This is a genomic window from Helicobacter pylori (assembly GCF_017594925.1).
Classification (GTDB): Bacteria; Campylobacterota; Campylobacteria; order Campylobacterales; family Helicobacteraceae; genus Helicobacter; species Helicobacter pylori_DP.
Genome location: NZ_JAALNT010000011.1, coordinates 30,834 through 50,859, shown reverse-complemented (window position 1 = coordinate 50,859; position 20,026 = coordinate 30,834). Strand labels below are relative to the sequence as shown.

The following is a 20,026-nucleotide window of genomic DNA, read 5'->3' as shown; positions in this document are numbered from 1 at the left end:
TAAACTCCACCCCCTTAGGTGCTAAAGTTTGGAGTAAGCGCTCTATTTTATGCATTTGGCCCCCTTTAAATTTCTAAAACGCTAGCGATAAAAAGGCTCTTTTTTAAGCCCTCATCGCGCGCATGGAATTGGCTAAAGCTAAAAGCGTAACCCCCACATCGCCAAAGACCGCTTCCCACAAGCTCGCTACCCCCATAAGCCCTAGCACGATAAAAACCGCCTTAATCCCCAAAGCGAACAAGATATTTTGCCAAATAATGCTTTTAGTTTTTTTAGCGATCGCTAAAACTTTCACTAAAGAATTTAAGGAGTCATTAGTGATCACAATGTCCGCGCTTTGCTTGCTCAATTCTGAGCCTTTCCCCATGCCAATCCCCACATCAGCGCTCGCTAAAGTCGGAGCGTCATTGATGCCATCGCCTACAAAAATCGCCGGGGCTTTATAGCGTTCTTTGAAAGTTTTAAACACGCTCGTTTTTTCTTCAGGCAACAAGCTCGCATGATATTCACAGCCTAGAGTTTGAGCGATGCTCTCAGTCGCACTTTTTCTGTCCCCGCTCAAAATGCAAAAATTTTCTATCCCTTGCGCTTTTAAATCCCTTAAGCACTCTATGGCGTCATCTTTAATCTCATCGCTAATGACGATATAGCCCACATAAGTTTGGTTAAAAGCCACATGCACGATCGTGCCGTTTTCTTTGGAAGGGCTGTGCGCGATATGGAATTGATCGAGCATTTTTTCATTCCCTGCGATAATCAAATCCGTATGGCATTGCGCTTTAACCCCCATCCCGCTCAATTCTTCGTAATTTTTAATGTCATGCTGGTGCTTATCGTCCTTTAACATTTCTTCGCATGCTTTTTGAATGGATAAAGCGATAGGGTGCGTGGATAGGAGTTGCGAACAAGAAGCGTAATGCAAAACTTCTTCTTTAGAATGCCCGTTTTGCGGCACAATATCTGTTACTTTAAAAACGCCTTTAGTCAAAGTGCCGGTTTTATCAAAAGCGATGCTTTTAGCTTGGGTAAGCACCTCTAAAACATGCACGCCTTTCATTAAAATGCCCTTTCGGCTCGCCGCTCCCACGCCTCCAAAATACCCTAAAGGCACAGAAATCACTAACGCGCAAGGGCAGCTCACCATTAAAGCCACAAGCCCCCTATAAATCCACTCATCAAAGCTCCCCATAGAAAATAAGGGCGGTAATATGGCGATCATTAAGGCGATGAATAAAACGCTTGGGGTGTAGTAGCGTGAAAATTTAGTGATAAATTTCTCTGTTTCGCTCTTTTCATTCGTGGCTTGTTGGACTAAATCCACCACTTTAGCGATAGAAGAATCTTTATAAAGTTTCTCTACTTGGATTTCAAGGACCGCTTTTAAATTCAAGCTCCCCCCTAAAACTTTAGAGCGTTCGCTGACATTAACAGGCATGGACTCCCCACTCAACGCCCTTTCATCTAGCAAGCTTTCGCCCTTAACTACCACGCCATCCACAGGCACTTTTTCGCCGACTTTCACCACCACAATGTCATTAATTCTTAAATCTTCAGGCGCAACGCTCACTAATGTATCGCCCTTCTTCAAGTAGGCTAAATTAGGAGCGACATCCACTAAAGCCTTAAGGGATTTTTTAGAGCGAGCGATAGCGAGTTTTTGCAAAAATTCGCCCGCTGAATAAAACACCATGATAGAGACGCTCTCTTCATAAGCCCCCACGCAAAAAGCCGCAATAGTCGCAATGAGCATCAAAGCGTTTTCATCAAAAAATTGCCCTTTTCTAAGCCCACGAAACGCCCCTAAAATCACATCTTTACCGCTTATGAGATACACTAAAGCAAGCACCACGAACACCGCTTTTTCAATCAAAGGGCTAGGATCTAGGTGCAAGATTAAAATCGCGCCCAAAAAGACAGCGATCGTAACAATGAGTGGGGTAAAACTCAAGGGCTTTTCTGCGGCTTCTTTAAAAGATAGGCTCAAATGCGGTTCATTCTGCTTGATGAAATCCTTAACTTTTTCAAAATCGCTCGTATCCAAAAACAACTTACTGGTGCTGAAATTGATTTGAGCTTTTTTCACATAGTCTAGTTTGTTTAAATCCCTTTCTAATTTAGACGCGCAATCAGGGCAATCCAAATTGTGAATGTGGTATTCTTGCATTTTCTCTCCCTTATAAAAATCCTTTTAAGAAATCTTTCTAAAACTCAGCGCTTTAAGCATGTGAGATTTTTCTATATTCTCGCAAGCGTTTAAATCCGCAATCGTCCTAGCGACTTTTTTGACCTTATTCACAGAGCGCATGGACAGATTAAACCTTTCAACCGCCTGCTCTAACAACTTTTTTGCTTCAGCGTTTAAAGGGCAAAATCGTTCTATCTGCTCTTCATTAAGCTTACCATTAAAAGCGCTCTGTTTCCTTAACTTTTGCTGTTTGAAAGCTAATAATACTAATTCATGCATCTCTTTTGAAGTCCAAGAATGCGACGGCGTGTCTTTATAATTCCCCTCTTCCATTTGCACGAACAAATCAATCCTGTCCAAAAAAGGCTCGCTCAAGCGGTTTTTATACTGCGTGATTTCTCTGTCTTGGCAACGGCATGCTTTGGTCGCGCTGAGTAAATTCCCGCACAAACAAGGGTTTTGAGCCCCTACAAATAAAAAAGAGGTTTCGTATTCAATCTTGCTATGCACTCGTGAGATCACTAATTTATTGTTTTCTAAAGGCTCTCTTAAAGCTTCCAAAATATCCTTTTTAAAATGAGGCAATTCATCAAAAAAAAGCATGCCGTTATGTGCTAGCGCGATTTCGCCAGGTTTTGGCTCTCTTAAAGAGCTTGAGCCTAAAATGCTGGATTTTGAAGCGCTCTGGTGAGGGTTTCTAAAGCTTCTTAAAGGGTAATAGGCGCTGTCTTGCTCGCTTAAAATGCGTAATTTTGTCGCTTCTAAGATTTCATTCAGGCTCAATGGAGGCAAGATATAACGCATGCGATTAATAATCATGCTTTTCCCGCACCCTGGACTTCCTTCTAAAATCAAGTTATGAAACCCAGCGCTAGCGATCAAAGCGGCTTCTTTAGCGACAGCTTGCCCCTTGACTTCTTTAAAATCTAAGGCATAGGCGTCTGAAAAATAATACTCTTTATCGTTCAATTCTATCGTTTTAAAGGGTAGTTTTTTCGTGTGAGTGTCTGCTTTGGTTTCAGGGTTTTGCAAAATTTCTAACGCTTCTTTAAAATGCTCCACAAAAAAGCATTGCAAATTAGGGATGAGCGAAAAAAGCTCTTCATTAGCCTTAGGCGCAATGATTTTGGCATGGGGGCGCTTAATAGCAATGTCTAAAAGCATGGGGAAAATGTTAGGATTGGGTTTGATCTTGCCATCAAGCCCTAACTCCCCAAAAGCAAACCACTCTTTAAAAGCCAACTCTTGTTTTTGCAAAGCGATTAAAAGAGCGATAGGCAAATCAAAATGGCTCCCGGATTTAGGCAAATCTGAAGGGGAAAGGTTGATGGTGATTTTTAAAGGCGGGAAAGTGAAATCGTTATTTTGTAAAGCCGATTGGACCCTCTGCTTGGCTTCTTGGATAGAGTTATTAGCCAGGCCCGAAATCACAAACGCCGGCAAAGCCCTTGTGAAAGTCGCTTCCACAGCCACGATTTCTGCCACCCCCCTTTGCATGGTTGCGCAAAATATCGTGTTAATCATGGTGGTTACTTGTGTTTTTGTTGTTTTTGCAGCTCTTTGAGTTCTTTTTCAAATTTCTTACGCTTCAAAATGGATAATTTATCCACGAATAACACGCCATTGAGGTGATCGATCTCATGCTGAATGGCTACGGCTAAAAGCTCGCTCGCTTCTAAAACTTTCACTTCAGCGAAGCGGTTTTGATACTCTATTTTAACCTTTTCAAAACGCTCCACCTCTTCATAAAACCCCGGCACAGACAAGCACCCTTCTCTATATATCATTGACCCCTTAGTTTCTATCCATTTAGGGTTAATGATTTCCAAGCAGTCTTCCTTGTGTTGCACGCCGTCTTCTTGCGGGAGATTGATAATGAGCATTCTTAAGGGTAAGCCCACTTGAATTGCGGCTAAGCCTATCCCCTCACTAGCAATCATGGTTTCATGCATGTCATCTAGTTGTTGGTGGAGTTTTGAATCAAAAGAAACGACCTCTTTAGAAAGCGTTCTTAAGATTTTAGAAGGGTAATGGATAATCTCTAATAACGCCATGCAATCACTTTACATTTTTCTGTAACACTTTATCAATCAAGCCATACTCTTTAGCTTCTTTAGCGCTCATATAAAAATCCCTGTCCGTGTCTTTAGCGATTTGTTCCAAACTCTGCCCTGAGTTTTGAGCCAAAATAGAATTCATCAAACCCTTAAGCCTGAGAATCTCATTAGAAATGATTTCAATATCGCTCGCTTGCCCTTGAGCCCCCCCTAAAGGCTGGTGGATCATAATCCTTGAATGGGGCAGTGAAAAGCGCTTGCCCTTAGCCCCACAGCTCAGTAAAAACGCCCCCATAGAAGCCGCTTGACCGATGCAAATCGTGGAAACATCAGGGCGGATAAAATTCATGGTGTCATAAATGCTAAGACCGCTTGTTATCACCCCACCGGGAGAATTGATATACAAGCCAATGTCTTTTTCAGGGTCTTCGGCTTCCAAAAACAAGAGTTGGGCCACGATAGAAGACGCCACGCTGTCATTAATCTCACCGCTCAATAAAACAATGCGATCCTTTAAAAGGCGCGAGTAAATATCATAACTGCGTTCGCCACGCTCTGTATTTTCTATTACATAAGGAATGTATCCCATCATTTTTCCCTTTTAATCGTTTAACCCACTTGAGTTTTTTGAGCGTTAGGCCTCATTTTTTCCAAAATTTCTTGTTGCTCTTTAGGCAGGTTTTTATCTAACAAATAAGCTAACACCCGATCTTCAATCATCGCCATTTTCACCGCCGCTAACATGTTATTTTTGCGGTATTGTTCAATGAGATTTTCTGGGTTTTGCCCTGTCATCATCGCTTCATAATACAAGGTTTGAAAGACTTCATTGTCATGCACGCCAATTTTTTCTTCCTTCGCTAAAGCGTCAATGATAAAAGTGATTTTCACGCTTTTTGTCGCATCGTTCCTAAAGCTCTCACGCTTTTCTTTGGCTTTTTCTTGACTTTCTTGTAAGGATTTGACTTCTTCAGCTTGCATGGAATAAAGAGCGTTCCTGAACAACAAATCCATTTCTTGCTCTATGATCGTTTTAGGCAAATCAAAAACGATCTTTTCGTCTAAATTTTCAATCAATTTTTCTTTCAGCTCTTCGTTATAGAGCCTAGCTTTATTTTCTAAAAATAACTGCCCCTCAACCCTTTCTTTTAAAAGCTTTAAAGTCGCATTCTCTTCATTGGCTAGCACGATTTTAGCGAGTTCGTCATTGATTTCTAACGCTTCACGCGCTTGAATCTGGTGCAATTTCACTTTAAAAAGGGCTTCTTTGCCGGCCAAATGCTCTGCGTGGTATCCGCTAGGGAAAGTCAAAGGGAATTCTTTTTCTTCGCTAGCTTGCATGCCTAAAAGAGCCTTTTCAAAATCTTCTAGCATTTGCTTACTGCCTAAAATCAAAGTGAAATTCTCAGCCTTGCCCCCTTCAAAAGGCGCATTATCTATAAAGCCTTCAAAATCAATCGTCAATTTATCGTCGTTTTGGGCTTTTCTTTGAGCGTCAGCATCCACAAATTTCGCGTAATCTTTAGCGAGCTGTTTCAAACGCTCATTGATTTTTTCTTCATTTGGAACTTCCACTCCCACGCTAGGCACACACTCTTTGATCTTGTCTAAAACAATCGTGGGTTTTAAGCCAATATCCGCTTCTATTTCAAAATGCGTGTCTTTTTTTTCAAATTTAGTGAGATTGGGGCTGCCGATGAGATCCTTATTTTCAATCCCTAATTCCTTAAGAGCGTTTTTTAAAACCTCTTGAATCATTTCTTCTTGAGCGTCTTGTTCAATTTGGGCTTGATAACGGGTTTTCACTAAACTAAGGGGGACTTTACCTCTTCTAAAGCCATCAATTTTAACTTTTTGGGCGATTTTTTGAGCGATTTTATCATAACGCTTTTCTAAATTCTCAATGGAAGGTTTAGCGCTCAAACGGGCGTTAGCGGTGTCAATCTTTTTCACTTCAAGATTCATTTTTTTCCTTAATGGTTAAAAAATTAAAGTTTTGTATCATTATAGCTTAATTTGTTTTAATTCCGGTTGATAAAAAGCGGTTTTAATTCTGGTTTTCAAAAATTTAAAAAACTAAAAATCATAAGTTGAAGTGAGATAGACAGAAATATTGCGCTTGAAATGAAGGGTGTATAAAGGGGTTTTAAAATAATCATTGGTTAAAAAAGGGATGCGCGCGCCAAATTCTATCGCCCAATTCTTATACCTTGAAAAGCGGTAACGATACCCCACATTCAGCATCACTTGAAACATGTAAGGGTGATAAACACTCAAAGGATCTTTAGCCCACTTTTTAAAAATCTTTGTTTCATAAAACCAGGTTTCTCCCACGAAATTCATCCCTAAAATCAGCGTCCCAAAAGCGCGTTTGTATAAAAAGTCAGCTCCCGCGCCATAAAAAATAGCGTTAATAAAAGTCTCTTTTCTTTGCAATTTTTCTCTATAGCTTTTAGGGATCTGCGAACTCTCTCTCAAACTATCGCCTAAAACGCCTTTATTTTTAAGAAAAAACCCATAAGCATAATCCAAAGAGACATAAAAACGGAAGCCGTAGCGCTCTTTTTTAGGAAAAAATTGTTTATAGCCATAAATCAAACTGACTTCAGCAAAAGGAATGTCTCGGTATTTTGAATGGTTTTCAAATTTTTCCCTGCTCTGCAGCCATGACATTTGCACCACGCTTGTGCCATAATAATGGGAGCTTTTGTCTGTGTTAAAAGGTTTTCTCTTGGGCTTTTTAGGCTCAGCAAAACATGGAGGGTGGGCCTTGCCCCTTAAACACTTCTTGGCTAAAAACCGCTGGTACCCTAGATCTTCTTTTTTGATGATGGTGTAAGTAACCAGATCATCAGTCCTTAAATACACGCTCAAAAAGAACGCTAAAAACCCCTTTTTAAGCAGTTTGTTCAAGCGTTCTTTATCTTATGCGTATTTGTTTTTATCGGTTTCTTTTGCCTTTTAATTCCTTGGCGTCTTTTTGATAAGATTCTAAATTCTTTTGAGTGAGCTTTTTGTCTATTTCTTGCATGATATTTGCAAAAATCTTGTTCAAAGCGCTCTTGATCGCGTCATTAGAATTATCCGTTCCCTTAACCATAGTGCTAACTAACCCCCCACTATGGCTTGAATGGGTGGTTTTTAAGAATTTTTCTTGGATGTCCAACTCGCTCAAATCCATCGTAAAAGAATCCAAAGATTCCCCACTCATAGGCTCTAGTATGGTAACCTTGACAAAACCGGCCGGGATTAAAACCCCTTCCATTTTATCCAAACCAGTGGAGAATAATAACCCGGGTTCTGATTTTTTCTGTATGGTTCTTTTAGGATCGGGGCGTAAAACAATTTCGCCATTCATAGCGACAGCCAAATACCCTTCTTTTTTTTGCGCAAAAGAAAAATCGTCTTTATCGCTACTATCCACATTGATAACCTTGTAGCCCTGATTTTGCAAGATCTCTTCAACCTTGAGCACGGTTTGATTCTTGAATTTATTTTCATACTCTTTAGCAATATTATCGCTGTATTGGAAAGCTGGCTTTAAAAGTAGAATCTTTTCATCTAACGCTTGAACTTTCTCGCTAGCTGGATGGTAATTCAATTTCAAAGCGACTTCATTGGTTTCAATAATATGCGGGCTGCATCCCACTAATAAAGCCGCCACGCTCGCGCCTAAAAGGCATTTTTTCCATGCAAAATCTTTAAAATGATTATTTGCTTTCATCGTTCTATCCTTGATTGTAATATTTTAGACTTCTATAACAACAAACCCGAAGCAACCAACACGCTTTTGTTGTCAAAATGTTATTTTAGCCTAACATCTTTAGATTATCAGTCTTTTTCTATTTTTTAGCGTTATAATCCCCGCTTTTACCTCCACTTTTATGCTCCAACATCACACCGCTAATTGTCATGCTCTTGTCAATGGCTTTCACCATGTCATAAATGGTTAAAAGCCCTATGCTCACACTCATTAGTGCTTCCATTTCTACGCCCGTTTTAGCTTGAGTTTTGACTCTGGCATAGAGTTTAAAACTGCAAGTCTCTTTTTCTTCTAAAATGTCAATATCCACCCCATTGAGCATGATTGAATGGCACATGGGAATGAGCTCGCTTGTCTTTTTAGCCCCCATGATCCCAGCAATAATAGCGGTCTGCAACACCGGACCCTTTTTGACGCAATGATTGATAATAGCGTCATAAGCCTCTTTATTCATGCTAATACGACCGCTTGCTAGAGCGATTCTTTCAGTGGTTTCTTTATCCCCTATATCCACCATTTTAGGCTGATTTTCTCCATTCAAATGAGTGAGCGGCATTTTTTTATCCTATTGTTTGGGGCGAAACGCTTGAATGTTTTTTTCATTCACTTGCATGTAATTCCCTAAAATCAAATCCACGCAATAAGGAACCGCTGGAAAAACCGCCTCTAAACATTCTCTAATGCTTTTTGGCTTACCAGGAAGATTGATGATCAAACTCTTATTCCTAATGCCAGCACTCTGGCGCGATAGAATCGCTGTAGGCACGTATTTTAAGCTAGTCATTCGCATAAGCTCTCCAAACCCAGGAAGCATTTTTTGGCACACTTTTTCTGTGGCTTCTGGGGTTATGTCTCTTAAAGCAGGGCCTGTGCCTCCTGTAGTAACGACTAGATCGCATTGGTATTCATCGCACATTTTAATGAGCGATTTTTCAATCAAGTCCCTTTCATCAGCGACAATTTCATAATGAAATTCTAAAGGATTGAGTAGGTATTCGCTCAACACTTCTTGTATCGCCTTGCCGCTTAAATCTTCATAAATCCCTTTTGACGCTCTATCGCTCGCGCTCAAAACGCCTATATGAATCGTTTGCATTTGAACTCCTTTTTAAGCTAAAAGCCCACTCCCTTTTAAAGGGTGGCTTCTTTCTTTAGCGTAAATGCGTTTATTATCAATCAAATCGTATTTCCAAATAGGGGCGTTACGCTTAAAATCTTCAATAAAATCTTGGTATAGTTCTAAGGCATTTTTTCTATTCTTTCCCATTAAAACGCATAAAAATGAGCTTTGTCCTATCAAAACATCGCCCAGGCTGTGCACCATTTTTAACACCACGCCCAAATTTTTAGCTTTATGGTGCCATTTTTCAAACCAAGTCTTTAATAGCGCTTCATGAATATCAAAACTCAAGCCTTGAATGTTACCCTCTTCCCTCACAATCCCCACAAACACACAAAACGCTCCAAAGTTTTTAATGCAAGCTTCCTCTTGGTAGGCTTTCAAAAGCTTGTCAGTATCTAATGCCCCTTGAACGATTTTTAACATCTAGCCCCCACAAACCGGTGGCAATAAACTTACCACATCGCCATCTTTTAAAGGCGTGCTTAAATTGTCTATTAAGTGATCATTAAGGGCTATCGCGCAAACGCCCAACCACTCTTTTAAGCCCTCTTTTTCTTGTAAAATCGCCCTTAATTCTTTCAAATCATTCGCTTTGATGAAAAAATTTTCTTCTTTTATGGGTCCAAAAAATCGTACTTCTACCATCATTTACCCTTTACCCTTATATTAAATCTTTTAAAAGCATGATTTTAATATTTTTAAAACCTCTTTGAAAAGCGCTTTTAGTTTTCACAATAAATGTCCCATTTTGAGCTTTTTGACTTCCAAATACCCTTGATTGTGTTCGTTAGCGCACACGATCAAGCTCTCTCTTGTTACCTCAGCGTATTTTTCTAAAGCGGCGATTTTTTTAGGGTTATTCGTGAGCAAGCGCATTTTTTTAATGCGGTAATATTCCAAAATCTCACCCGCAACACTATAATCCCTTTCATCGTCTTTAAACCCTATCATTTCATTGGCTTGAATGGTATCATAGCCTTTATCCTGTAAAGCGTAGGCATTGACTTTGTTAAATAGCCCTATCCCACGCCCTTCTTGGCGCAAATAAATCACAAGCCCCCCTTCTTTAGAAATCCTTTCTAACGCCATTTGCAACGCCCCCCCGCAATCGCATTTTTGAGAGCCTAGAGCATCACCCGTTAAGCATTCTGAATGCAAACGCACTAAGGGGTTTTGAGAAAAATTAGGGGTGAAAATGACTAAATGATCTTTAGAGCCATTAGAACCCTTTTCTCTAAAACACTGGATATAAAACTCCCCAAATTGAGTGGGTAATTTGGCTTGGTTAGAGACTTCTAATCGTTTCAAGGATACTCCTAAAATTAGTTTTAAAACGCATCTTTTAAAAAAAGGTATTCTATCAAAACTCTTTATAATTTTCTTAAATTTTAAATTCTTAAAATTTGTAGGTTAAATTCAAACCATTGGGGCTTAAGCTAGAACGGATTTCATGTTTATTATAAATCCCTAAAGCTTCCCCAAGCCCTAAATCCCTAATGATAAAACCGATAGGATCCATAAGAGCGATAACCAAACGCCCTAAAAATAAAGAGCCAAAAAGCTTGCCTTGGTTGCGTTGGATATAGCGCGTGAGCTGGTAAAACCCTTCCCCCAATATCGAACCCAATAAAGGCGTGATCACTAAATCCTGCCAGCTAGGCACTTCCACAAACGCTTCCAAGCCATATTCCCAAAAAAGCGTGGAAGTGATAAAAGAAAAAAACGCTGAGGCCATCCAACTAAACCCAGCCATGCGCGGTTGCATATAATACATAGCCCCAAAATAAGGGTGCAAAATTTCATTGAAAATAAAACTATCATTGTCTAGTTTTGGCCCCATGCGGACATTTTCAAACCAACTTTTGATCCCAAACTTTTCTTTATCCCAATTCGTTACGCTCTCTGGCATGAGATACAACCCCACAATCCCTATCACCAACGACACGCCCAAAATCCCAACACTCGTGCCTAAATATTTCCAACGGCTATTTGGGGCATAAGGGATCGTGTTGCTCTTTTTAAACTTCTTTTTAAAATAATGCCATGAGAGATTTTTAGAAGGGCGTCTCAGCGTTTCTTCTAATTGAACGCTATTAGCGTTTAAAAAACTACAGCCTAACCCCCAAATAATAACGCAAACTACCCAAATCTTTTGAAAGGTTTTTAGGAATATTTTCAACAATATTTTTAGGAATGTTTTTAATGAAATCAGCATAAACTCTATTATTACTTTCATCAGGTTGCAAACTTTATTGCTTGACTTAAAAAGAGCTTATTATACCTTAAAAACATTACAACGCATTCAATGAAGCTTAACAGACCTCAAAGGCTAATCGTTTCTACAAGCTTAAGCCCAAACCCGCTCAAAGCCTTATACTGCCTGTCTTCAGAAGAGCTTAAAAGCCTAAAATCCTTTATCCCTAAATTTTTTAACACCAACGCCCCGATCCCAAAATCTTTAACGATATTGTTTTCTTTAGAATGCGTGTTCATAAAGATCAAATAACCCCCTTCGCGCTTCAAATATTCTAACGCTTTAAAAAACACTTCAAACGCATCAGTCGTCAAAAAATCAAAATCCTCTTTGATAGGGTGGAAACGCACTAAAGGGGCTAAATCATGGGTTTTTGCGCCTTTAAATTTAAAAGCGTAATGGTTTTTTTGCTGGTGATCTAAAAAAGTGTAGCATTGCGTTTGGTGTTTTAAAAATTCCCTTTCTTCTTGGCAAAACATTTTCAGCAAACTTTCATTTTCCAAACGATAGCTAATCAAATCAGAGACATAGAGGGTTTTAAGGTTGTGTTTAAGGGCAAAGTCGCTCAAAAATTTATCCCCCCTTCTCGCCATAGAGCCGTCTTCTTTCATGATTTCACAAATCACGCTCACCGGCTTTAATCCAGCTAATTTACACAAATCCACGCTCGCTTCCGTATGGCCCGTGCGCGCTAACACGCCTCCATCTTTTGCGATTAAAGGGAAAATATGCCCCGGGCGCACAAAATCGCTCGGTTTGGTGGTGTCCTTACACAATAATTCAATCGTTAAATGCCTTTCAAAAGCAGAAATCCCGGTTTTGGCTTCTTTAGCGTCAATGGAAACCGTGAAAGCGGTCTCATGGTTAGAATCATTCACGCTAACCATAGGGGGTAATTCAAATTTTTTCGCTAAATCTTTAGTCAAAGACACGCAAATCAACCCCCTAGCATGCGTGGCCATGAAATTGATTTTCTCAGGGGTAGAAAAAATCCCAGCTAAAACCAAATCCCCCTCATTTTCTCTGTCTTCATCGTCCATAACAATAAGCATTTCGCCATTTTTATACGCTTCTAAAGCTTCAGTAACTCTTCTTAAGATCATTCTAACTCCCTAGTTTTATTCAATAATATTTAGTTTTATAGAAAAAAGAAATATAGCATGTTTAATAACGATTATTACTTTATTGCTTTATTTAGCAAACCGCATTTAGCAAACCGCTAAGCCTTTAAATCAATTGAATAAAACTTCCCCTATCATGCAAGAAATACTCAAAGACTTATTCTAATGTTTGCCAATTCTGATTAATTTTGGGCTATACCTAAAAACTTTATCCAAGATTTTAACCGCGCTTTTGTGCAAAAAACGGCCAATCCTGATGCTTAAAGGTAATTTTTTAGGCCTTTGTTTTTCTGTGTTGGAGTTTTGGGAATTCATTCCATCGCAAGTGATCGCAAATTCTTCTAACACATAGTTTTTGACCCCATGCCAATAATGCCTATCCATCACGCAATCTATGGGCATCACCCATTCTTTCGCGCTGTATTTCAATAATTTTTGTGCGGCTTTGGGGGCTAAAACATACCCTTGAGTGCCAATGCCATCTTTAAAATTTAAGATTTGAGAAACCCCTTTAACGGAAGTTTTTTGTTTAGCCACATTTTCTTCTAAATGCATCAAGCGGATATAGCCTAACTCGTTGATGTGTTTATCACAAAACTCCAGGCTTTCTTTAAAACACTCTTTTAAAACAATATCGTCTTCTAAAATACAGATCGCTTCATTGAGCTCTATGCATTTTTGCCACAAGGAATAATGGCTCGCATAGCACCCAAGCTCCCCAAACCCCATCCTCTTCCCGCAATGCTTGATCGCATGAAAGAAATTTTTTAACGCGCAAGGGGGGTGTTTTTTATTTTCACAAAAAGCCAATAAATATTCAATCACAAAAGAAGGGTGCAAATGCTCTAAAATCAAGGGGTGTAATTGAGTGGGAGAGCTTTTAGAATAGATCGCATCAAAAATTTCATAAGAGACCCCTTGAAGTTTAAGGCTCTCTAAAAGGGGGGTTATATGAGTTTCTTTTAAAGAAAAATTTTGACAGGTTTTGGGGCTTAAATGAATAATAAAAACACGCATGTTAGCCTTAATTCTTAATACAAATAAAATCAATATAAACAGACTTACATTCTAGCGCAAATTTTAGTAAAATACGCATTATGTTAGATGATATTCCTATTACCATTCAAAAAAGTGAAAAAATCAAAACCCTGAGCTTGAATATCACGCCCTCTTTAGAAGTGATTCTAAAAATGCCCAATTCTTGCCCTCAAGCTAGAGCGAGCGCTTTTTTAAAAGAGCAAGAAGCTTGGCTAAAAAAAACCCTTTCAGCCATGCAAGAAAAACACTCGCTCTTATGCTCGCGCCTAGAAACCTATCAAAACAAAATCCTTGTGTTTGATGAGGTAAAAAACGCCAACGATTACACCCTAACAGATCTTAAAAAAATCTTAAAAACTTATTTGGAGCGAAAACTCCCTTTGATCGCTCAAAAAATGCAAACTTCCTATACCCATTTTAGTATTAGGAACAACGCCAAAGTTTTAGGGAGCTGCTCTTATCATAACCGCTTGAGTTTCGCTCTTTTATTGGTTTGCGCCCAAAAAGAAGCGATTGATTATGTCATTATCCATGAGCTCGCCCACACGATCCACAAAAACCATTCCAAAAATTTCTGGCGTTGCGTTCAAATCTTTTGCCCTAATTACCGCGCTCTAAGAGAGCGTTTAAAACAAAGGGTTGTTTTTTACACCCAACTTCTCAAGCAACTACAGCCCTAAAGATTAAACCTTAAAAATGATAACTCACATACGCTGTGATGCTTCTAGGAGGCGCGGCTTCTTTCCCGTTAGGGCTAGTGCCTATCCCGCTAAACCAATATTTCATGTTAAAAATGTTATTGATTTGCAAGCTCGCATTAACGCTTTGCTTTTTGCGTTCCCACAAAGTGCTAGAAATTTGCAAATTCCACACCCAATACCACGGCGTCATGCCCGCTGTTCTTGTAGTGATAGCCCCGTTTTTAATCGTGGGCGCGTATTCTGTAAAAGGCACGGTGTTTAACACATCTGTATAAGCGCGGCTATAAAAGAAAGAGCTTAACCCGATCGTGGTTTTAGCGTAAGTGTAGCTCGCGTCTAAAATAAACTGGTGCGGGCTGACAAAAGGGAGTTTTTTGCCAAAAATATCTTTTTTAGGCCCTTTAGGATTAGCAGGGTTAGTGATCATTGTGTGGCTTGTGATATTAGCGTCTATAAAAGTGTAAGCCGCATGGAAATTAAGCCCTCTAATTGGCGTGTAATACAACTCTAGCTCCACGCCTTGCGATCTCGCATTGACCGGCTCTCTATTATCCCCATAGCGCCCGGTAAAATAATTATTCGCAAAAATCACAAAATAATTCGCGTTAAAACTCACTTGATTGTTAAAATAATATCTTGAGCCGCTTTCCATGACATTAAAGATTTGAAAATAATCCGTGCTTGTGCCTACAAAATTACCGATATTGCTGAACTGTGGCGGAATGTAGCTTCTTTGATAATTGAAATAAAACAACCAATCCTTAATGGGTTTATAGCCGACATTCAGCGCCGGATTCCATTGGTTATAACGATCTTTAATGGTTTTTCCTGTTTGACCTTCTTTAAAAGGGGGAGCGTCTTTTTTTTCGTAATTTAAAAAAGTGTATCTCAATCCCGGCGTGATCGTTAGCATGCCGTTATTGAAATTGATTTCATCGCTGGCATACACGGCGGTATAATTGTTGAAATTATTGAGTGAAGTTCCTGCATCAAACCCACTGCCATTATTAGGCATGCTAGGGTTTTTCCTGGTGGTGGATCGGCGGTATAAATCTTCGGTTAAAAACCGCATTCCCATGTTAAAAGTTTGCTTGACTTTACCGGTATTGACTGCGAGATTGAGTTTTGGTTCAAAAGCATTCACCACGAAGCGGCGGAGCTGATCAAAAAATTGCCAACAAGGGCTATTCGTATCGCTATAAGAATACAAACCGCAATTGGGGTTAGTCGCGCTGATTTCTCCTTTGCCTTTAAAGGGTAAAATCTTATTTTGACTGCTCATATACACGCTTTGGTATTGATTGGAAAAGCCAAAATCCCTACTCATGTCATGCGTGAAATAAGTGAATTTAAAATCGCCCCCCACTTTCCTATCCGGATCGCCAAAGTAGTTTTGATACACGATCCCAAAGCGCTTGGCTCGCCCTCCATCTTGATTGTCAGGGCGCTCGTTGATGAAGCGGTTATAGGCGTAATCTTGCGCGCTCAAAGTGCCTGGATGATAAGAGTTGTATTGATAATACTGGTAATAAGCTTTAAAAGTATTGGTCGCATTAATCTTATAAATCGCATCCAACAAGTAGTTTTGCACCTTTGTAGGGCTATTTTGCCTAAAACCTTGCCCATTAATCCAATTGCCTTGAGCGCTAATGCCTATATATTTACCCAACATCCCGGCCGTTCGCCCATAAGTGTTAAACAGCATTTGGTTTCCTAAAGTTTGGGCTAAGGGCTTGCCTTTTTCCTTGGGATCTACAAAATTCCCATTAGAGGAGCGCCCCCAAAAAGTGATCCTTTCAGCCGCTTGATTTTCCCACTCTTTAGGGATTTCTTTAGTGATGACATTCACCACGCCTCCAAAAGTGTTAGGCCCGTATTGGACGCTCGTTCCCCCCTTAATCACATCAATCCTATCCACTGACTGGAAAGTTACAGGGAAAATCGCCAATTCAATATTGGAATACGGCGCGCCATAAATGGGGATACCATTGACTAAAATCATGTTGGTGTTGCTATGCCCATTACCGCCCCCACCAAAACCGCGCACCGAAATTTTAGGTAGCACGCCCGTGCCTGTAGCGTCTCTGATTTGAATCCCTGGCACATTTTGCAAGGCGTTTTCAATATTCAAATTCCCCGTTTTTTTGAGTTCTTTGTTGGAAATCACCGTGCGAGAGCTTGTGGAATTGCGCACCTCTTCGCTTTGCCATGAAATTGGGGCGCTGGGATTGAATTTTTGCTCGGTGGTTGTAACTTTTTTTAAAAAATGGTGCTTATCTTTCGCGCCTACAAAAGAATTAAAAGATAAAAAAGTCAAAACGACCAACGCTAAAAAATACGGGGTTTTTACCCTCAAATAACCTTTCATTATGATAACCTTTCTTATTTAATTCAAACCGATGCATATTATACAAATAATTATTATAATTAACTTAAATTTTGAAGTTTGATTCTATTGATTTACAATTCGTTATCAAAATGATTTGAAAAAGGTTTTTTGTGTTTTTTAAACAAGCTACTAAGCGTTTTTTTTTAAAACAGAATGTTAGGGGGTTTTAGAATGCGTTATTTATCAATTTGACGGAGAAACCATTACAACCGCTATCGCAAAACCAGCGTCATGGCTGATGCTCGCGCTCAAGCTTTGGATATTAAAATAGTCCATTTTTTCTTTAGAAAGGGTGATTAAGGGGGCGTTTTTAGGGCTTTTAGAAATGCGTATATCCAAAAAGCTCAATTCCTTACCAATACCCACTTGAAGGGCTTTAGAGCAAGCCTCTTTAAGTGCAAAAAACCCGGCGATACTGCTAGATTTATCCTTGCATAAAACAATCTCACTTGGCGATAAAAAACGCTCTAAAAACCTCATTTCAAAGCGTTTCACGCACTTTTCTACCCTAGCAATAGAGACAATATCTACGCCAATCATTTAAAACTATTGGATGATAAAATCAGTGAAAAAGACATTTTTAATAAAGCCATCAATCAAAAACGAATTCAAATGGCTCTTAATTTCATCTTTAAGCTTGTTTTTGCCTTTATTAGTAACCACTTCTTCCACGCTTTTAGACGATAGAATTTCTATAATCGTGTCTTTAATCGCTGTGTCCTTAACCTTGACTTCATTCAAAAGCTTTTCATTGCTCAATTCTAACGAAATAGAAGCCTTAAGGTAGCGTCTGCCATTTTGAGAGACCAAATTCACCGCAAAAGGCGCATCAATCGCATACAAAGGCCCAAGCACCAAATATTGCTGGATATTAGAGCCTTCTTTAGCTTCTTGATTTTTGTTCGCCATAGGATTAGCTTGAACTTCTTGAGTGTTTTTAGAAGCGTTTTCTTTAGATTCTTCCTTATTCCCCATAAGCAGCATGATAATCACCCCCACCAATAAAAGCATCACTAACACGCTTCCAATGATGACAAATAAAAGGGCTTTGCTTTTTTTTGGGGGTTGTTGCGCGGTATTTTCTTGTTCTTCTGCCATGTCTATTCCTATTGAAAATAAGTTAAAGTGGTTTTCCCGAATTTTTTCTGTTTGATTATAGCTAAAGTTACAAGACTTTTAGGCATCTCATGCAGGCTTTCATGCTCAAAAACCACTAAAAGATTTTTTGAATGAGAGCGGTTTAATAACCTTTCTAAAGCGTGAAAACACTTTTCATAAATCCCTAAAAACCCGCTCGTTTCAAAAGGAGGATCCAAATAAAGGATATTCAAAACGCCATTTTTTAAACACAGCGCCGGCAAAAGCTTGAAAGCGTCATCTAAAAAGGTTTGAATTTCCATTTCCTTTTTCAAGCGGTTTTTAAAAAGGGAAATATTTTCTAAAAGCGTCTTATAAGCGCTTTTATTTTGCTCAAAAAACACCGCGCTTTTAGCCCCCCTACTCAAAGCCTCTAAACCCATAGAAGCACTGCCTGAAAACACTTCTATAAAGTGCGCTCCATTAATTTCTGCTTGCAAGGTGTTAAAAAACGACTCTCTTACGATCGCTTTGGTGGGGCGCGTGCTAGAAACGTTAGGCAAATTCAAGCCCAATCCCTTACAAGCCCCCCCAATAATCTTAAATTTTTTTACTGGCTGATGATTTGGCATAATTTTTGGGTGTATTCTTCTAGTAATTGCTGAATCTTTTGCTCTTTAGAAAGTTGGATTTCTTCGCAAGGTTTTTCGCTCGTCTTTAAAGCGCGATAAAAATTTTTTACATCTTCTTTCACGCTCTGTTTAGTGAAAGGCTTTCTTAAATGCTCTTCTATAAAGCATAGGGGCTTATTAATCTCTAGCGTTTCATCATCGCTTAAAACAAAATCGCAAACTTCCACAGAAGAAAGGCAATCGCTCAAATAAAATTCCAAACTCCTTTGAATCAACAAAGACTTGCAAGAAAGAAAAATTTTCAAAAAACCCCCTTTATCCCAAATAGACTTAAATGGTTTCAAATTATAGCGATTCTTTCTTTTAAACACCAATATTAAATAAATAAACTTAAAAAGTGTTTCATTTTGTAAAAAAGAAAAACAGAATGTTAAAAATAAAGCTCAAGTAACATCTTTTTTTTTTTTTTGGTATAATGCCGCTTAAGGTAAGAGCGAAGGGCGTATTATATTCCTTCCTTCTTTACTATAACTTAGCATTTTAATCAACTTTTTCATTAAAATGTCCTGACGCTCTTACCTTTCCTCCTTAAAAAACGCAAGCTCTTTGTTATTATTATTAATTATTATTAGATTGTCAAAATGCTTTTAATTTACATTTTATTTTTTTTCACAAACTCTAACGCTTTGAAACGCTCCCCCAAGCCCCCAGGGCTAATTAGGGGCTTGATTTTAGCCGCTTCTTTTAAATACCTTTCATAACCCACGCTCTTTGAAAATACCTCCAACAATCCCATAAGCCCCATATCAATCAAAGCGTTAGCCTGCGTTTTAAAAAATGAAAATTGTGCATGGTGTTTTTCAAACAAAAAGCGCACCAAAGAAAAATTGACATCATAAGTCAAATCGCTTTGCTGATACAAAGAAGCTAAATTATTTAAAATATCCTTAAAATCCAGTGCTTGGTGGTTTTTAAAAGCCCTTAAATGCATGTCTTTTCGCTCTGTTTCATCGCCATAATCAAAGCTCAAAAACACCCAAGAAGAAGCCTCGTTCAATTTTTCTAACAAATCCTTAATGAAAGCGTTCAAAAATAACGGCGCACACCCTTCTTTTAAATTCAAATTTTTAAGAAGTTCTTTAGTGGGTTCATCAATATTGCCCCAAACGCCCTGATGATCATGGGTGATAAAAAGCATTTGATTGTCTTTAACAATCTCGCAAGCGAACGCGTCAAACAATTCATTAGAGACAACGAACGCGCTTTTTTTTTCTTTAAAATCAAGCTCTTCTAGAGCGCAACTGATTAGATTCAATTGCGTGGCTTGTTTGAAAATAGTTCGTTGGATATTTTGCAATTCCTTTAAAGGCTCACAGCTGACAAATTCGCATTTTTCCATTACGCCCACGCTCAAAGCGTTTAAAAAACTGGCTATATCGCTCAAAAAATGCCCATGATGAGAGCCAATTTCTACAATTTTTAAAGGCAAAAATAATTTTTCTTCTTCTAAAAGCCTAATGATATAAAACGCCATAGCGCCCCCAAAAAACTTACTCAAAGACACCGAAGTGTAAAAATCCCCTTTTTGACCGATTAGTGCCTTTCGGTAATACCCCTTTTCTCCATAAAGCCACTCTTGCATGTAATTCCCAAACGATCGCACGATTTTCCTTTCATTAAACTCAT

Annotated in this window: 22 protein-coding genes; 1 reads left to right on the top strand and 21 read right to left on the bottom strand. The window is 39.0% G+C overall.

The window, feature by feature from the left end; genetic code table 11:
- Nucleotides 1-103: 103 nt before the first annotated feature.
- From G6069_RS05295 to G6069_RS05225, 15 genes are all read right to left on the bottom strand, one after another.
- A complete protein-coding gene (locus G6069_RS05295; RefSeq protein ID WP_197293596.1) occupies nt 104-2,164 on the bottom strand; it encodes a heavy metal translocating P-type ATPase in 2,061 nt (686 codons plus the stop codon).
- 24 nt (nt 2,165-2,188) lie between these two features.
- The gene (locus G6069_RS05290) at nt 2,189-3,709 is read right to left on the bottom strand and encodes a YifB family Mg chelatase-like AAA ATPase (RefSeq protein WP_197293595.1); all 1,521 of its coding nucleotides are present in this window, start codon (nt 3,707-3,709) and stop codon (nt 2,189-2,191) included.
- Between the two features lie 5 nt (nt 3,710-3,714).
- Entirely contained in the window at nt 3,715-4,239 is a 525-nt protein-coding gene (def, locus tag G6069_RS05285; protein ID WP_197293594.1) for a peptide deformylase, read from the bottom strand.
- Nucleotides 4,240-4,243: 4 nt separating this feature from the next.
- Complete coding sequence (clpP, locus tag G6069_RS05280) at nt 4,244-4,831, bottom strand: ATP-dependent Clp endopeptidase proteolytic subunit ClpP (RefSeq protein WP_000540576.1); 588 nt, start codon at nt 4,829-4,831, stop codon at nt 4,244-4,246.
- A gap of 20 nt (nt 4,832-4,851) precedes the next feature.
- The gene (gene tig, locus G6069_RS05275; protein ID WP_078303228.1) at nt 4,852-6,207 is read right to left on the bottom strand and encodes a trigger factor; all 1,356 of its coding nucleotides are present in this window, start codon (nt 6,205-6,207) and stop codon (nt 4,852-4,854) included.
- 111 nt (nt 6,208-6,318) lie between these two features.
- Complete coding sequence (locus G6069_RS05270) at nt 6,319-7,155, bottom strand: outer membrane protein (protein WP_197293593.1); 837 nt, start codon at nt 7,153-7,155, stop codon at nt 6,319-6,321.
- A 28-nt stretch (nt 7,156-7,183) separates the two neighbouring features.
- A complete protein-coding gene (gene hpaA / locus G6069_RS05265) occupies nt 7,184-7,966 on the bottom strand; it encodes a flagellar sheath lipoprotein HpaA (RefSeq protein WP_000646638.1) in 783 nt (260 codons plus the stop codon).
- A 118-nt stretch (nt 7,967-8,084) separates the two neighbouring features.
- A complete protein-coding gene (gene moaC / locus G6069_RS05260) occupies nt 8,085-8,561 on the bottom strand; it encodes a cyclic pyranopterin monophosphate synthase MoaC (protein ID WP_001131570.1) in 477 nt (158 codons plus the stop codon).
- Nucleotides 8,562-8,570: 9 nt separating this feature from the next.
- Nucleotides 8,571-9,101: a molybdopterin adenylyltransferase gene (gene mog / locus G6069_RS05255; RefSeq protein ID WP_001193317.1), complete on the bottom strand. Its 531-nt coding sequence runs from the start codon at nt 9,099-9,101 to the stop codon at nt 8,571-8,573.
- Between the two features lie 12 nt (nt 9,102-9,113).
- The gene (locus G6069_RS05250) at nt 9,114-9,551 is read right to left on the bottom strand and encodes a molybdopterin synthase catalytic subunit (protein ID WP_079373769.1); all 438 of its coding nucleotides are present in this window, start codon (nt 9,549-9,551) and stop codon (nt 9,114-9,116) included.
- On the bottom strand, nt 9,552-9,773 hold the full coding sequence (locus G6069_RS05245) for a MoaD/ThiS family protein (protein WP_021176657.1): 222 nt from the start codon (nt 9,771-9,773) through the stop codon (nt 9,552-9,554).
- Nucleotides 9,774-9,857: 84 nt separating this feature from the next.
- Complete coding sequence (ribA, locus tag G6069_RS05240; RefSeq protein WP_000825061.1) at nt 9,858-10,436, bottom strand: GTP cyclohydrolase II; 579 nt, start codon at nt 10,434-10,436, stop codon at nt 9,858-9,860.
- A gap of 88 nt (nt 10,437-10,524) precedes the next feature.
- Nucleotides 10,525-11,301 carry a DUF3943 domain-containing protein gene (locus G6069_RS05235; protein WP_241869592.1) on the bottom strand — a complete coding sequence of 259 codons (777 nt, stop codon included), beginning with the start codon at nt 11,299-11,301 and terminating at the stop codon, nt 10,525-10,527.
- A gap of 149 nt (nt 11,302-11,450) precedes the next feature.
- Nucleotides 11,451-12,485, bottom strand: a complete 1,035-nt coding sequence (locus tag G6069_RS05230; RefSeq protein WP_003015215.1) for a bifunctional 3,4-dihydroxy-2-butanone 4-phosphate synthase/GTP cyclohydrolase II — start codon at nt 12,483-12,485, stop codon at nt 11,451-11,453.
- A gap of 180 nt (nt 12,486-12,665) precedes the next feature.
- Nucleotides 12,666-13,520 (bottom strand): glycosyltransferase family 25 protein, encoded by an 855-nt coding sequence (locus G6069_RS05225; protein WP_197293592.1) that lies wholly within the window; start codon nt 13,518-13,520, stop codon nt 12,666-12,668.
- 80 nt (nt 13,521-13,600) lie between these two features.
- Here G6069_RS05225 and G6069_RS05220 point away from each other — a divergent pair, with 80 nt between their 5' ends.
- Entirely contained in the window at nt 13,601-14,221 is a 621-nt protein-coding gene (locus tag G6069_RS05220) for a M48 family metallopeptidase (protein WP_197293591.1), read from the top strand.
- A gap of 10 nt (nt 14,222-14,231) precedes the next feature.
- On the opposite strand, the gene G6069_RS05215 is transcribed toward G6069_RS05220, so the two are convergent.
- From G6069_RS05215 to G6069_RS05190, 6 genes are all read right to left on the bottom strand, one after another.
- Nucleotides 14,232-16,610 (bottom strand): TonB-dependent receptor family protein, encoded by a 2,379-nt coding sequence (locus tag G6069_RS05215; protein ID WP_231628030.1) that lies wholly within the window; start codon nt 16,608-16,610, stop codon nt 14,232-14,234.
- A 204-nt stretch (nt 16,611-16,814) separates the two neighbouring features.
- Complete coding sequence (gene acpS, locus G6069_RS05210; RefSeq protein ID WP_197293590.1) at nt 16,815-17,171, bottom strand: holo-ACP synthase; 357 nt, start codon at nt 17,169-17,171, stop codon at nt 16,815-16,817.
- Nucleotides 17,172-17,177: 6 nt separating this feature from the next.
- A complete protein-coding gene (gene fliL, locus G6069_RS05205) occupies nt 17,178-17,729 on the bottom strand; it encodes a flagellar basal body-associated protein FliL (RefSeq protein ID WP_000797017.1) in 552 nt (183 codons plus the stop codon).
- A gap of 8 nt (nt 17,730-17,737) precedes the next feature.
- A complete protein-coding gene (gene rsmD, locus G6069_RS05200) occupies nt 17,738-18,340 on the bottom strand; it encodes a 16S rRNA (guanine(966)-N(2))-methyltransferase RsmD (protein ID WP_197293589.1) in 603 nt (200 codons plus the stop codon).
- Nucleotides 18,319-18,645, bottom strand: coding sequence for a dihydroneopterin aldolase (locus G6069_RS05195; RefSeq protein WP_197293588.1), 327 nt, complete (start codon nt 18,643-18,645; stop codon nt 18,319-18,321). Before G6069_RS05195 ends, rsmD begins: the two co-directional genes overlap by 22 nt.
- A 347-nt stretch (nt 18,646-18,992) precedes the next feature.
- Complete coding sequence (locus G6069_RS05190) at nt 18,993-20,003, bottom strand: SAM-dependent methyltransferase (RefSeq protein WP_197293587.1); 1,011 nt, start codon at nt 20,001-20,003, stop codon at nt 18,993-18,995.
- Nucleotides 20,004-20,026: the final 23 nt, after the last annotated feature.

What these genes read in the sequence shown, in the direction of transcription:
- G6069_RS05245 (WP_021176657.1), bottom strand. Translation starts at nt 9,773, where the DNA reads ATGGTAGAAGTACGATTTTTTGGACCCATAAAAGAAGAAAATTTTTTC.
- rsmD (WP_197293589.1), bottom strand. Translation starts at nt 18,340, where the DNA reads ATGCCAAATCATCAGCCAGTAAAAAAATTTAAGATTATTGGGGGGGCT.
- G6069_RS05290 (WP_197293595.1), bottom strand. Translation starts at nt 3,709, where the DNA reads ATGATTAACACGATATTTTGCGCAACCATGCAAAGGGGGGTGGCAGAA.
- G6069_RS05225 (WP_197293592.1), bottom strand. Translation starts at nt 13,520, where the DNA reads ATGCGTGTTTTTATTATTCATTTAAGCCCCAAAACCTGTCAAAATTTT.
- tig (WP_078303228.1), bottom strand. Translation starts at nt 6,207, where the DNA reads ATGAATCTTGAAGTGAAAAAGATTGACACCGCTAACGCCCGTTTGAGC.
- mog (WP_001193317.1), bottom strand. Translation starts at nt 9,101, where the DNA reads ATGCAAACGATTCATATAGGCGTTTTGAGCGCGAGCGATAGAGCGTCA.
- acpS (WP_197293590.1), bottom strand. Translation starts at nt 17,171, where the DNA reads ATGATTGGCGTAGATATTGTCTCTATTGCTAGGGTAGAAAAGTGCGTG.
- G6069_RS05215 (WP_231628030.1), bottom strand. Translation starts at nt 16,610, where the DNA reads ATGAAAGGTTATTTGAGGGTAAAAACCCCGTATTTTTTAGCGTTGGTC.
- G6069_RS05230 (WP_003015215.1), bottom strand. Translation starts at nt 12,485, where the DNA reads ATGATCTTAAGAAGAGTTACTGAAGCTTTAGAAGCGTATAAAAATGGC.
- def (WP_197293594.1), bottom strand. Translation starts at nt 4,239, where the DNA reads ATGGCGTTATTAGAGATTATCCATTACCCTTCTAAAATCTTAAGAACG.
- moaC (WP_001131570.1), bottom strand. Translation starts at nt 8,561, where the DNA reads ATGCCGCTCACTCATTTGAATGGAGAAAATCAGCCTAAAATGGTGGAT.
- clpP (WP_000540576.1), bottom strand. Translation starts at nt 4,831, where the DNA reads ATGGGATACATTCCTTATGTAATAGAAAATACAGAGCGTGGCGAACGC.
- fliL (WP_000797017.1), bottom strand. Translation starts at nt 17,729, where the DNA reads ATGGCAGAAGAACAAGAAAATACCGCGCAACAACCCCCAAAAAAAAGC.
- G6069_RS05295 (WP_197293596.1), bottom strand. Translation starts at nt 2,164, where the DNA reads ATGCAAGAATACCACATTCACAATTTGGATTGCCCTGATTGCGCGTCT.
- G6069_RS05220 (WP_197293591.1), top strand. Translation starts at nt 13,601, where the DNA reads ATGTTAGATGATATTCCTATTACCATTCAAAAAAGTGAAAAAATCAAA.
- G6069_RS05250 (WP_079373769.1), bottom strand. Translation starts at nt 9,551, where the DNA reads ATGTTAAAAATCGTTCAAGGGGCATTAGATACTGACAAGCTTTTGAAA.
- hpaA (WP_000646638.1), bottom strand. Translation starts at nt 7,966, where the DNA reads ATGAAAGCAAATAATCATTTTAAAGATTTTGCATGGAAAAAATGCCTT.